The following is a 13022-nucleotide window of genomic DNA, read 5'->3' on the forward strand; positions in this document are numbered from 1 at the left end:
GCTCGGTGATCACGCGCAGGCCACGCTTGTGCGCTTCGGCAATGAAGCGCCTGGCGTCGGCCATGGTGCCGTAGTCCGGATGCACGCCGCGGTACTCGGCGATGTCATAGCCGTCGTCACGACGCGGCGACGGGTAGAACGGCAGCAGCCAGACGGTATTCACCCCCAGGTCGGCGATGTAGTCGAGTTTGTCGATCAACCCCTGAAAGTCGCCTACACCGTCGTTGTTGGAGTCGAAAAAGGATTTCAGGTGGACCTGATAGACCACCGCATCCTTGTACCAAAGAGGATCCTTGATAAAGGCAGCAGGTTTGCGTGCTCTTGCCATGGTCTCGTTCCCTTTATCTGCCTCACGGCTGCCCCATATCAGGAGCCGGCCGAGGCGCAAAAGTAAGCCAATCAGTCTATAAGTTACGTCATCTATCGTTTACAAATTACTGATAAATAACGCCTTATATCGTTCTTAATAAATCACTTTAAGTCTGGATCCATGGCATCCGAGCTGATGCGCCAAATGCCAAACGGCAGGTGCCACGGTTCGATGCGCATCCACTGAGTTTTGCCGTACCAGGTCCAGCGATGCCCATTCATGAGGTCTTCGCCGCGGGTTTCGGCATCGTCTGGCAGGCCCAGCTCCCAGAGCGGGAGCTCGAAATGCGCTTCCTGCGCGTTGTGCGGATCGAGGCTGATCGCGACGAGAATGAAGTTCTTGAGATCCGGCGTACGCTTGCCGAAGAAGAAGATGTTGTCGTTATGGGCCGTGTACGCCTTGAAGCCGAGATGCGTCTGCAACGCCGGGTTCTGTCGACGGATGCGGTTGAGCTGAGCGATCTCCGCGACGATGTTGCCAGGTGCGTGATAGTCCCGAACCCGAATCTGATACTTCTCTGAATCCAGGTACTCTTCCTTGCCCGGAATGGCGGCTGACTCGCACAGTTCGAAGCCCGAGTACATGCCCCACAGCCCGGAACCCATGGTCGCCAGCGCCGCACGGATCAGGAATCCTGCGCGGCCGGAGTCATGCAGGAAGAACGGGTTGATGTCCGGTGTATTGACGAAGAAATTCGGACGGTAGCAGTCGCGTAGCGGATGCTCGTTCAGCTCGCTGAAGTACTCGCTGAGCTCCGCCTTGTTGTTGCGCCAGGTGAAGTAGGTGTAGCTCTGGTTGAAACCAACCTTGCCCAGGCGCGCCATCATCGCCGGCTTGGTAAAGGCCTCGGAGAGGAACATCACATCCGGGTCGCGCTCGCGGATGTCGGCAATCATCCACTCCCAGAATGGCAATGGCTTGGTGTGTGGATTATCGACGCGGAAGATCTTCACGCCCTGCTCCACCCAATGCCAGATCACGTCGCGCAGCGCGATCCAGAGATCGGGCATGGCATCTTCGGCGTAAAAGTCGACGTTGACGATGTCCTGGTATTTCTTGGGAGGGTTTTCCGCATAGCGGATGGTCCCGTCCGGTCGCCAGGAGAACCAGCCCGGATGCTCCTGCAGCCAGGGGTGATCCTGCGAACATTGAATGGCGAAGTCGAGGGCGATCTCCAGGCCGTGCTCACGGGCAGCAGCGACAAGGGCGCGGAAGTCGTCGAGCGTGCCTAGCTCAGGATGGACCGCATCGTGCCCGCCGGCTTCGCTACCGATTGCATAGGGGCTGCCTGGATCATCCGGGCCAGCCTGCAGCGTATTGTTCGGTCCCTTGCGGTGTTGCCGGCCAATGGGATGAATCGGCGTGAAATAAAGGACGTCGAAGCCCATGTCGCGGATCGACGGCAAACGCTTGTGCACGTCATGAAAGGTACCGTGACGGTTTGGGTCATCGGTTTCGGAGCGCGGGAACAGCTCGTACCAGCTGGCGAACAGCGCAAGCGGCCGCTCCACCTCGATAGGAAACACCTCGCTTCGACTGCAATGTTCACGCGGGTCAGCGTCAGCCATCGCCGCGGCCGTTTCATTGGCCAGCATCACCGAGACGCGCTCATCGTCCAGGTGCGCCATGCTCAGTCGATGCAGCAGATCATCGATGATCGCCTTGGTTTCGCCCTGCACGCGCCCGCTGGCGCGCTCCAGCAACAGACGACCCTCTTCCAGCTCAAGCTGAACCGGAACCCCGGCGGTGTGCTTCTTCGAAAGCTCGTAGCGGTAGGTCTCGTAGATATCCCACCAGGCCTCGATCATGAACTCGTGCGAGGCAACCTGCGTCGGCGTGAACTGCCCTTCCCAGCTGTCGTTACCGATCAGCTTGAGCCGAGCGCGGCGCCAGGTGGTTTCGTCTTTGGTCCGCCAGCAAATCGTCGCAGCGAGCTGATCGTGCCCATCGGCGAAGATCTTGCTCGTAACGTTGATCGGGTGGCCGATGGTCGCCTTCGCAGCAAACCGCCCTCCTTCCAACACGGGTTGGGTCGATTCAATAGCAATGCGCGGCATCCGCAAGGCCTGTTCAAGTCGGGGGTGAATCACCGGATGGGGCTTTGCATCGGTCATCGAACGGGGCTCCTGAGCGAAATGGCAGCAAACGGCAAAACCACCCACTCGGGATCTGCACCGGGCGGGGCTGGCTATACCGGCAGAAAACCCGTTGCGGGCTTTCTCGGGCTCTGTTCTTTCCGAACCAAAGGAGGCCTTAAAAGTTCAGCAGAAACGACCGTTGTCCTTGCCGCAGAGCGCGTGGCGCCGAGCGTTGCTTGGAGCGGAGTTACGTGCGGCCATTCGCGGTCGAGACCGCTCCCACGGGCATGGAGTGGGTTTTCAGGTCGATGTGCCGTCGTCAGGCTCGGGTGGCATTTCCTATTGGGGCGATGCGCAAACTGCTGGAGTTGGGCTTTTCGTTGGTGCGCAACTGCGGAGTTGGGCTTGTGTTGGGTCAATGTGCAGCTGCTGAGTTGGGCTTTTCATTGGATCAATGTGCAGCTGCGGGGGTTGGCTTTTCGTGGGAGCGGTCTTGACCGCGAAGCTGTGTGCGGCCCATTCGCGGTCGAGACCGCACCCACGGGGGCGGAGTGGGTTTTCAGGTCGATGCGCAAGCTGCCGGCGCTGGGCCTTTCGTGAGGTAAAGAGCTTGAGGTTACAGCCCAAGCCCCGAAGCTCGCGGCAGGCTAATCATCGCCCGCTATCAGCAAGGGGTTGTAACCGCTACGGCCATATTCACCCTGTTCGGCGAGCAGGATATCGAGCGCAAGGCTGGCGAGGTCATCCGCAACGGGGTCAGCGCGGCCGTGCTCTTCACGCAGCATGACCTTCAGGTAGCTATGACACTCGCCGCACGATTCTGCCTGCACCGGCATGGCGGGCTTGCCTTGCTCATCGTCGAGCGCGAGGTACAACAGCTTCGAGGCGCTGTCACAAACGCTGCACTTGAGACGCTCCAGGTGCCACTCGGTAGCACACAGCGAGCAATGCAGATAACGCACCCCAGCGCGATGACGCTCGTTATGAATGACACTGGCGACAGGTGGCGAACCGCAGGACGGGCACAGCCCCTTTGCTTCGCCCTCGGGCTTATCCGGCGGCCGAGGCAGGGCTATCGCCAGTCTCATCCAGCTAATCTGCAGCCCAGCTGCGACCAGTGGCAGCAGTGGCCGGGTGGTGTCATTGCCGGAGCGCGCTTCGAGGATTTCATCGGCCAATTCATCGAGCTGCTCGCGGGAAAATTCCCTGAGCTTCTTGAACAAAGGTCGCTGAATTTCACCGACATGCAGCTCCATTGCATCGAGCATCGACAGCAGGTCTTCATGCCACGGGACGTCACGTTTCAAGGCCTGGAAGCCAAGCGGCGGCAAGCCATGCTTGAGTGCCTGATCGAACGCATCCTCAGCCGGTCGCCAGGACGGTTCGCGTTCGTTGAGCACTTGGTGCTGGGCTTGCACCAGCCGCGCCATGAAGGCGAGAAACTCGTCCAGCGGCGGAACCTGCTGGACCAGCTCCCGCAGTCGCGTAGCGCGCTTGCTGAACACGTTGGCGTTCGGCAACACCACGTTCGGCGCTTCCATGATCCCCGAAGGCGCACTTCCAAAAGAGTGGTTCACTGCAGCTCCTTAAGTTCGTTTCGACGGCACGTCACGATTGGGCGAAAGACCGCCCGGATCGTCGTGGCCTCCCTTGCGGCGTACCTCGTCATACCAGAGACCGTGGTGATGGCGCGCCCAGGCGTGACTTACACGGCCCTGAGTCATCGCGCGCACCGAGCCTTTCACCCAGATCGCCGAATAGATGTGAATCACCAGCGTGATGATTGCGATGAAGGCGGTATACGCGTGGATCGTCACCGCCCAGCGCAGCGCCCAGATCGGCATTTCGTCCGCGAACCAGGGCCGCCAGATAACAATGCCGGTCACCAGCAACACCGGGACCGTGGCAAGAAAGATCCAGTACACCATCTTCTGCCCCGCATTGTTCTTACCCACCGGCGGCAGGCGCTCATCGCGGTTGGCCAGAACATCGCGGATCTGCTTCATCCATTGCACATCGTGGCGGCGGATCAGGTTGTCAGTGAAAAACCGCACGGCCTGAATAACGAAGAACAGCGACATGAACACGCCGATGTACGGATGGACGATACGCGTCGGCTCCGGCCCTCCGAACAGCCCGGTAAGCGCGAAGAACGCCGGATAGAACAGCGACAGGCCGCTCAATGTAAGCAGCACGAAACTGATCGCGACGAGCCAGTGGTTGACGCGGGTCCACCATCCGTAACGGAGAATGCCGTGTTTCACATTGGAGTGGCTCATAACCGGTCCTCCCCTCGCCTGTCGAGCTCACGCGCGGCGTGCGCCTTTTCCGGATCCGGATCATCCTCCGGCTCTTCCTTGGGCCCCTTCATTACGTAATGGAAGAAGCCCGCCAGCACCGACATGCCCAGCGCCACCGACATGATCGGCTTGGTGATGCCCTTCCAGAGCTCCACAGTCGGAGCGATGTGCGGGTCCTTCGGCAGGCCGCTGTAAATCTCCGGCTTGTCGGCGTGCTGCAGCACATACATCACATGGGTGCCGCCAACACCTTGCGGGTTATAGATGCCGGCGTTCTTGTAGCCGCGTTCGTTAAGGTTCGCGACCCGATGAGCGCCGTAGTCAAGCATGTCCTCCTTGGTGCCAAACATGATGGCCGAGGTCGGGCAACTCTTGACACACGCCGGCTCCAGCCCGTGATAGACACGATCCGAACAGAGCGTGCACTTGTAGGCCTTGTTATCGCGCTGCGAGATTCGGGGGATGTCGAACGGACAGCCCGCTACGCAGTAGCCGCAGCCAATGCAGTGCTCGGAATTGAAGTCGACGATACCGTTGGCGTACTGCACGATCGCACCGGGTGACGGGCATGCCTTGAGGCAACCCGGCTCGGCGCAATGCATGCAGTTGTCCTTGCGGATCAGCCATTCGAGGTTGCCCTGCTCGTCCTCGTATTCGCTGAAACGCATCACCTCGAACGATTCGGCCGTCAGGTCGATGGGGTTGTCGTATACGCCATGGCAATGCCCTACCTCGTCACGCAGGTCGTTCCACTCCGAACACGCCACTTGGCAGGCTTTACAGCCGATGCAGACCGACACGTCGATCAGTTTGGCGACGGGCTCTACCCCGCCCTGGCGGACCTGGGGAGAAGGCGTCGTGGTCGCTGATCGCGCGACGATGTTTTGCAGGTTGATCTGGTCTCCTCGCATAGCCTTCTCCTAGAGCTTCTCGACGTTCACCAGGAATGACTTGAATTCCGGTGTTTGCGTATTGCCGTCGCCCACGAATGGGGTCAGGGAGTTGGTCAGGTGGGCCTTGCGAGCGACGCCCTTGAAGCCAAAGTGCAGCGGGATGCCGATCTGGTGAACGGTTCGTCCGTCCACTTGCAACGGCACCATGCGCTTGGTCACTACAGCCACGGCCTCGATATAGCCCCGTTTGGAGCGCACCCGCACCCGCTCGCCCTGCGCGATGCCGAGCTCGCCGGCCAACACCTCGCTGATCTCGATGAATTTCTCCGGTTGCATGATCGAGTTCAGCAGCGCGTGAGTCGTCCAGAAATGGAAGTGCTCGGTCAGCCGGTATGTCGTTGCCGCGTACGGAAACTCCTTGTTCGTACCAAAATCGTCACGGTCCTGCGGGAATACCCGGACGATGGGGTTGTGGTACGCGATCGGATTGTTCGGGTGCAGCGGGTTGCGGTCGATCGGACTTTCCATCGGCTCGTAGTGCTCCGGGAACGGACCTTCGTTCAGCCATTCACTGGCAAAGAAGTGCCCGGTACCGGTCTGCGTGACGATGAAAGGCCCAACGCCGGCCGACGGCGGCGTGAATATCGGGTAGTCCGGTACGTCAGCGCCGATCCAGCGCTCGCCGTTCCACCAGATGAACGCCTTGTTCGGCGCCCATGGCGTCCCGTCCGGCCGCGCCGAGGCACGGTTGTAGAGCAGCCGGCGGTTCATCGGCCAGGCCCAGGCCCAGCCGAGCGTGGTGCCGGTGTCGTACGGGTCGCTGTTATCGCGCCGCGCCATCATGTTGCCGGCCTCGGTATAGGCACCCGAGTAGATCCAGCAACCACAGGCGGTACTGCCGTCGTCACGCAGTTGGCTGAAATCATCCAGCAGCTGCCCGGCGCGCTTGATGACGTTGCCTTTGTCGTCCGTGATATCAGCCAGCGCGCGACCGTTGTATTCCTTGGCCAGCTCTTCGGCCGATGGATACAGCGGGTTGGTGTAGTTCCAGGAGAGGTTGAGGATCGGCTCGGGAAACGCACCCCCTTCAGCCTGATACATCGCTTTCAGACGGACCATCACCTGCGCCAGGATCTCCGTATCAGTGGCGGCCTCACCGGGTGGCGGCGCCGCCTTGATATGCCACTGCAACCAGCGAGAACTGTTGGTGATCGAGCCATCATCCTCAGCAAAGCACGTCGTGGGCAGGCGGAACACTTCCGTAGCGATTTCGGCCGGGTTGACCGGGTTGAACTCGCCATAGTTCTTCCAGAACTCACCTGTTTCGACTTCCAGCGGGTCCATGATGACCAGCCACTTGAGTTTGGATAACCCCTCGGTGACTTTCCGCTTGTTCGGGAACGAGGCCAGAATGTTGAAACCCTGACAGAAGGCCCCTGTCATCTCGCCCTTGGTCATCTGATTGACCGCATAGAGCACGTCGTACAGCGGCGCCGACAGCTTCGGCAGCCAGTCGTAGCACCAATTGTTTTCTTTGGTTGCCACGTCGCCATACCAATCCTTCATCAGGCTGACATGGAAGCGCTCGTAGAACTTCCAGTAGGACACTTCACCCTGCAGCAGCGGCGGCTTGACGCGGGTTTTCATGTAGTCCTGATAGTTCTGCAGGTTGGCCGAAGGCAGATTCAGGTAGCCAGGCAGCAGGTTCGACAGCAAGCCGATATCGGTCAGGCCCTGAATATTGGAGTGGCCGCGCAAGGCGTTCACGCCGCCGCCAGGCATGCCCATGTTGCCCAGCAGCAGCTGGACCATCGCACCTGTTCGGATGATCTGCGAACCCACGGTGTGCTGCGTCCAGCCCAGCGCGTACAGGATCGTCATGGTTTTGTCGGGGGCCGAGGTAGCTGCGATCAAGTCCCATATTTCCAGAACCTGTGCGCGCGGCATCCCGGTGATGTTTTCCACCTGGTCGAGCGTGTAGCGGCTGTAATGCTTGCGCAGTAGCTGGAAGACGCAGCGTGGGTGCTCGAGCGTCGGGTCGGTTTTGGCAAAGCCGTCATCGCCGAGCTCGAAGTTCCAGGTGCTGCGATCGTAGGTCCGCTCATCAGGATTGAAGCCGGTGAACAGCCCGTCCTCGAAGCCGAAGCCTTCTTTGACGATCAGCGCCGCATCGGTGTAGTTCAGCACGTACTCATGGTTGTAGCGGCCGGTTTCGATCAGGTAATTGATCAAGCCGCCCAGCCAGGCGATGTCCGTCCCGGTGCGTAGCCAGGCATGGATATCCGAAACCGCCGTCGTGCGGTTGTAGCGCGGGTCAATCGAAATCAGCCGGGCATTATTATGCGTCTTGGCATACATCACCCAACGGAAACCGACCGGATGCGCCTCCGCAGAATTACCGCCCATGGAAAGGACGAGGTTTGCATTACCAATGTCGACCCAATGGTTCGTCATGGCACCGCGACCAAATGATGGGGCAAGACCTGCCACCGTTGGTCCGTGTCAGACGCGCGCCTGGTTGTCGATGGTCAGAATGCCGAGCGCCCGGGTGATCTTCTGCGTCAGATACGCCGTCTCGTTAGTGCAGGCCGAAGCCGCCACCATGGAGGTCGTCATCCAGCGATTGACCAGCCGGCCCTGCTCGTCATGGGTCTGGAAATTACGGTCGCGGTCTTCCTTCATGTGCCGTGAGATACGGGTGAAGGCTTCATCCCAGCTGATGCGCTTCCATTCGTTGGTATAGGGTTCGCGCACTTCCGGGTACTTGACCCGCGATGGGCTGTTGATGAAATCCAGCACGCCCGCGCCCCGTGGGCAAAGCGATCCGCGACTGACCGGATGATCCGGGTCGCCTTCAACGTGGTAGATCTGGTTGATCACGTTGGCCGCGCCGTCGCCGCGCGAATAGAGCAACATGCCGCAACCTACCGAACAGTAAGTGCAGATGTTGCGGGTGACTTTGGCGCCGGTCAGCTTGAAGTGACGAATCGACGCTACGGCTTCATCAGGCGCAAATCCCATCATTGCCATGCTCGATGCGCCTACACCTACCGCACCGAACTTCAGGAACTGCCGCCGGGATACTCGCACGGTCATCGGTATCTCCTGTTTCTAATTATGTCTGCTCATCGGTGAGTCGACTGGTACCGCTGCGCCAAGGTTCAAGTCCGGTGATAGACGGCTTCGGCGCGCTTTGCTGTACAGCCTCAAGCGTAGCTGGGAATTCCCCATTGAAAAGAGGGGTATGACGATCAGGCGTCGCTTCGGACCGCTTTCAGCAATGCCGCCGACAATCGCTGGCGCATCGAACCGTACCCGGCCCAGGGGTCGGCCTTGAGATGGTCGAGCTGCTCTGGGAGGTTGTGAATCGTCCATTGGTTTGCCCTGTCGATCTTTTCCAGTTCATCGAGGCTGATCGGCACGGAGACCGGCAGCCCGGGTCGGGCGCGAGCCGAATAGGCAGCCACGGTACTGGCGCCGCGCTGGTTACGCAGATAGTCGACGAAAATCTTGCCTACACGGTTTTTAGGCCCCATTTTCGCCACGATCTGCTCGGGTGATTGTGCGGCCAAACGCTCCGTGACACTGCGGGCAAAGCTGTTGACGCACTCCCAGTCGTGACGACGATCTATCGGCACTACCACATGCATACCGCGACCCCCACTGGTCTTGAGGAATGCCTTCAAGCCCAACTCTTCTAGAAGCTTCAACGTCAGCCGGGTCGCGTCGATCATGCTCGACCAGGGCAGTTCGGGGTCGGGGTCCAGGTCGAAAACGATGCGGTCCGGCCGGTCGATCCGGTCGCTGCGGGCGTTCCAGGTGTGGAACTCGACGGTACCCATCTGCACCGCCTCGACCACCGCGGTGATACTGTCGGCCTGGATCAGGCGGGCGTGTTCGGGATCGAGTGATTTGTCCAGCACGCGCATGTGCGGCATCTTCAACCGCCCACAGTGGCGCTGAAAAAAGCTGTCGCCATCGACCCCGTCCGGCGCCCTGACGATAGAAAGCGGCCGTTGGGTCAGATGTGGCATCAACCAGTCGCCGACCGACAGGTAATACTGGGCAAGCTGCAGCTTGGTCGCCCCGCTGCGCTCGTCAATGACACGCTGCGGATTGCTGATGCCGATACCGCCCACATCGGGGCGGCTCTTGCTCGGTTTTTCAGCCATGCACGCTCCTGTATGAGTCAGCTGGCTTTCTTGTTGCTGGATTTGCTTGCCGCGGGCTTGCTGGTCGTGCCCTTGCGAGCCGTCGAGGTTTTACTGGTTGAAGTTTTACTGGCTGAGGATTTGGCAGGCGCCTTGGATTTGCTCGCCGCGCTTTTGCTCGTGCTTCGTTTGGCGGGCGTTGCGGTCTCTTCGCCGTCATCGTCGTCTTCAGCCGGCGCAGCTTTTTTCGCTGAGGATTTGCCAGCCAGACTGCGCTTGAGCAGTTCGGTCAGGTCGATGACATCAGCGCTGCGACGATCCACTGCCTCTTCCGGGCCGCCCACCGCCTCGATCTTGCCTTCGCGGGCCTTGGTCTCTACCAGATCCATGATCTGATCCTGAAAGGTGTCCTTGTACTGGTCGGGGTTCCACTCTTCGCTCATGTCCTCGACCAAGCGCTTGGCCATGTCGAGTTCCTTGGGATTGAGGTCTGCGTTAAGCGCCTCGTCCTTCATCTCCAGGTATTCCACGCCACGCACCTCATCGGCCCAGCGCAGGGTGTTCATCACCAGCGCCTTGCCCAGCGGCATTACCACGGCCAGATGCTGCTTGTTGCGCAGCACCACGTTGGCGATGCCGACTTTGCCGGTCTGGACGAGGGTTTCACGCAGCAGCGCATAGACTTTCTCACCCCGACGATCCGGGGTGAGGTAGTACGGCGTCGCGATGTACAGGAAGGAAATGTCCTTGGCATCGACAAAGGCGACGATATCCACCGTCTGTGTGGCTTCCGGATGCGCCGCCTTTATCTCGTCGTCGCTGATGACGACGTAGTTGCCCTTTTCGTACTCCACGCCCTTGACGATGTTTTCGCTCTCGATGTCTTCGCCGGTGGTCTTGTTGATGCGCTTGTAGCCGACGCGGTCCATGCTGCGCTTGTCCAGCCAGTCGAAATCAATGCCCTGCCGGGTCGTGGCCGGAACAAGCGCGACGGGGATGTGAACGAGGCCGAAACTGACGGCGCCTTTCCAGATCGTACGGGGCATAGCCTTCCCTCCTATAACCAGTCGTTCGGTCAGCCGTTGACCACAGTACCGCCGTTCACATGAATCACCTGGCCGCTGACATAAGACGAATCGCTGCTGGCCAGATATACATAGGCGGGCGCTACTTCATCAGGCTGGCCTGGACGCTCCATGGGCACGTTGGCGCCGAATTTCTCCACCTTGTCCTCATCGAAGGTCGATGGAATCAGCGGCGTCCAGATCGGCCCCGGCGCTACTCCATTCACGCGGATACCCCGGTCGGCGATGTTCATCGAAAGCGAGCGGGTGAAAGCCGTGATCGCGCCCTTGGTCGATGAGTAGTCCAAGAGTTGCGGGCTGCCCTTGTAGGCGGTCACCGAGGTGGTGTTAATGATGGAGGCACCTTTTTTCAGATGCGGCAGTGCGGCCTTGGTCATCTGGAACATGCCGAAGATGTTGGTGCGGAAGGTTTTCTCCCACTGTTCTTCGCTGATGTCCTCGAGCTTTTCCTGCGGATGCTGCTCAGCAGCGTTGTTGACCAAGAGGTCGAGCTGGCCAAACGCGCCCAGCGTTTCGTCGATCACCTTGCGGCACACGTCGCGGTCCGCCACGTCGCCTGCGAAGGTCAGGCATTTGCGGCCCTGCTGTTCTACTACGCGCTTGGTTTCCTCGGCGTCCTGGTGCTGATCCAGATAGAGAATGGCTACGTCAGCGCCTTCACGGGCAAACAACACGGCGACAGAGCGACCGATACCACTGTCACCACCTGTGATGATTGCAACCTTGCCCTGCAGCTTGCCGGCGGCCTTGTAGTCTTCGCCACGGTACTCGGGACGCGGCCTCATCTCGCTTTCCTTGCCAGGCTCCGGCTGCTGTTGAGGCGGGAGCGTCTGGTTCTCATCGGGCATGCTGAATCCTCCGTAACGGTTGGAAACCTGTATTCGGAGGACTTGGCGCCGGAAGGAAAAGTTTCTGTGAAGCGATGAGAGGCCCCTAGCAAGGGGCCCGGAGAATCAGTCGACGCGCAGTGCGACCCGACCGCGCGGAGCGCCGCTCTCGACGTATTCGTGCGCGGCAACCACCTCGTCGAAGGCAAATACCTTGTCGACCTGAGGCGTGACCAGACGATCGGCCGTGAGCTGGTTGATGTGCAACAAGGCCCGCTGGACCGCTTCGCGGTTCTGCTCGATACCCAGCTCTGGCTGGCCAGTGAAGTCGCACAGACAATGCAGGAAGAACTTGAAGTTCTTCTTGAACGCCGCGCAGGCGGGGAACGCCGTCTCGTTGCCGCCGTTGAGCCCGTAAAGAATCAGCTTGCCGCGAGGGGCAATGACATCCCCAAGAAGCTTCATCTGCGAGCCGCCGCAACCGTCGAGCACGACTTCGACGCCTGCTCCGCCGGTGACCTTTTGCAGTCGGCCGACCAGGTCTTCTTCTTCGGTAACGATGACCGTATCGGCGCCCAACTCACGCAGGAAATCACGGTCCTCGGCCGTCTCGCAGGTGGCGATCACCCGTCCGCCGAGCGCTTTGGCCAACTGCACGGCAGAAGGCCCAGTGCAATGTCGCGCCTGGGTAACCAGCACGTACTGCCCCGGTTCGAGCTGGGCCAGTTCGACCAGCGCAAAGTAGGCGACCAGTGCCGGTGTGTAATGGACGCTGGCCTCGGCGGCGCTGAGAATGTCGGGATGGTGGACCAGAGAGCCCTGAGGTAGCAGAACCTGCTCGCCATAGAGCGGGTACTGATTGAGGTCATGTGCCGGAAAACTGGCCACACGGTCACCGATCGCGAAGCCATCCACGTTCTCGCCCACCGCCATCACTTCGCCAGCGATCTCGCAGCCGAGCCCGGCCGGGAGCTTGGCGTGACGAGGCGCAAGGTCCTGCCGCCAGAGCACGTCATTCCAGCTGACGCCGATCGCATTGACGTCGATAAGTACCTCGCCGGGACCCGGCTGAGGCACCTCTCGCTGTTCGTAACGCAGCACATTCGCTGCGCCGAACTGGTGGAAACGGATGATGCGGGACATGACAAAGACCCCTCGGTTACTACTGTATATGTGACTCTATCCGCACCATCGGCACAACTCCAGCAGCGATCCCTGCATTCCGCTCGATAGTCGCCATGCATGCGAATGATGACGCGCTGAATGTAAGGCTGTTCCCATCGCTGCAGGTTTGTGTCATTGCAAAGCGGGAATAGAC

10 protein-coding genes are annotated in these 13022 nt (G+C 60.1%); all 10 read right to left on the minus strand.

The genetic code is table 11. The features are described 5' to 3' along the window. The coding region (locus PSTU_RS20260) for an alpha-amylase family glycosyl hydrolase (protein ID WP_036992436.1) at positions 1-328 on the minus strand (328 nt) is incomplete at its 3' end. A gap of 143 nt (positions 329-471) precedes the next feature. After that, entirely contained in the window at positions 472-2484 is a 2013-nt protein-coding gene (locus PSTU_RS0100760) for an alpha-1,4-glucan--maltose-1-phosphate maltosyltransferase (RefSeq protein ID WP_019339138.1), read from the minus strand. A gap of 611 nt (positions 2485-3095) precedes the next feature. Beyond that, positions 3096-3989, minus strand: a complete 894-nt coding sequence (fdhE, locus tag PSTU_RS0100770; protein ID WP_019339140.1) for a formate dehydrogenase accessory protein FdhE — start codon at positions 3987-3989, stop codon at positions 3096-3098. Between the two features lie 45 nt (positions 3990-4034). Then, the gene (locus PSTU_RS0100775) at positions 4035-4727 is read right to left on the minus strand and encodes a formate dehydrogenase subunit gamma (RefSeq protein ID WP_019339141.1); all 693 of its coding nucleotides are present in this window, start codon (positions 4725-4727) and stop codon (positions 4035-4037) included. Further along, positions 4724-5659, minus strand: coding sequence for a formate dehydrogenase subunit beta (gene fdxH / locus PSTU_RS0100780; RefSeq protein WP_019339142.1), 936 nt, complete (start codon positions 5657-5659; stop codon positions 4724-4726). The genes PSTU_RS0100775 and fdxH overlap by 4 nt, the downstream gene beginning before the upstream one ends. A 9-nt stretch (positions 5660-5668) precedes the next feature. Further along, positions 5669-8737 (minus strand): formate dehydrogenase-N subunit alpha, encoded by a 3069-nt coding sequence (gene fdnG / locus PSTU_RS0100785; RefSeq protein ID WP_141566874.1) that lies wholly within the window; start codon positions 8735-8737, stop codon positions 5669-5671. Between the two features lie 155 nt (positions 8738-8892). Next, positions 8893-9813 carry a non-homologous end-joining DNA ligase gene (ligD, locus tag PSTU_RS0100795; protein ID WP_019339145.1) on the minus strand — a complete coding sequence of 307 codons (921 nt, stop codon included), beginning with the start codon at positions 9811-9813 and terminating at the stop codon, positions 8893-8895. A gap of 17 nt (positions 9814-9830) precedes the next feature. Next, positions 9831-10838 (minus strand): Ku protein, encoded by a 1008-nt coding sequence (locus PSTU_RS0100800; RefSeq protein WP_019339146.1) that lies wholly within the window; start codon positions 10836-10838, stop codon positions 9831-9833. A 29-nt stretch (positions 10839-10867) separates the two neighbouring features. Then, on the minus strand, positions 10868-11725 hold the full coding sequence (locus tag PSTU_RS0100805) for an SDR family oxidoreductase (RefSeq protein WP_019339147.1): 858 nt from the start codon (positions 11723-11725) through the stop codon (positions 10868-10870). Between the two features lie 105 nt (positions 11726-11830). Next, the gene (locus PSTU_RS0100810) at positions 11831-12847 is read right to left on the minus strand and encodes a zinc-dependent alcohol dehydrogenase family protein (protein ID WP_019339148.1); all 1017 of its coding nucleotides are present in this window, start codon (positions 12845-12847) and stop codon (positions 11831-11833) included. Positions 12848-13022 lie beyond the last annotated feature (175 nt).

Source organism: Stutzerimonas stutzeri SDM-LAC (genome assembly GCF_000235745.1).
In the GTDB taxonomy this organism is placed as follows: Bacteria; Pseudomonadota; Gammaproteobacteria; order Pseudomonadales; family Pseudomonadaceae; genus Stutzerimonas; species Stutzerimonas stutzeri_H.

What these genes read in the sequence shown, in the direction of transcription:
- PSTU_RS0100760 (WP_019339138.1), bottom strand. Translation starts at nt 2,484, where the DNA reads ATGACCGATGCAAAGCCCCATCCGGTGATTCACCCCCGACTTGAACAG.
- fdhE (WP_019339140.1), bottom strand. Translation starts at nt 3,989, where the DNA reads ATGGAAGCGCCGAACGTGGTGTTGCCGAACGCCAACGTGTTCAGCAAG.
- PSTU_RS0100775 (WP_019339141.1), bottom strand. Translation starts at nt 4,727, where the DNA reads ATGAGCCACTCCAATGTGAAACACGGCATTCTCCGTTACGGATGGTGG.
- fdxH (WP_019339142.1), bottom strand. Translation starts at nt 5,659, where the DNA reads ATGCGAGGAGACCAGATCAACCTGCAAAACATCGTCGCGCGATCAGCG.
- ligD (WP_019339145.1), bottom strand. Translation starts at nt 9,813, where the DNA reads ATGGCTGAAAAACCGAGCAAGAGCCGCCCCGATGTGGGCGGTATCGGC.
- PSTU_RS0100800 (WP_019339146.1), bottom strand. Translation starts at nt 10,838, where the DNA reads ATGCCCCGTACGATCTGGAAAGGCGCCGTCAGTTTCGGCCTCGTTCAC.
- PSTU_RS0100805 (WP_019339147.1), bottom strand. Translation starts at nt 11,725, where the DNA reads ATGCCCGATGAGAACCAGACGCTCCCGCCTCAACAGCAGCCGGAGCCT.
- PSTU_RS0100810 (WP_019339148.1), bottom strand. Translation starts at nt 12,847, where the DNA reads ATGTCCCGCATCATCCGTTTCCACCAGTTCGGCGCAGCGAATGTGCTG.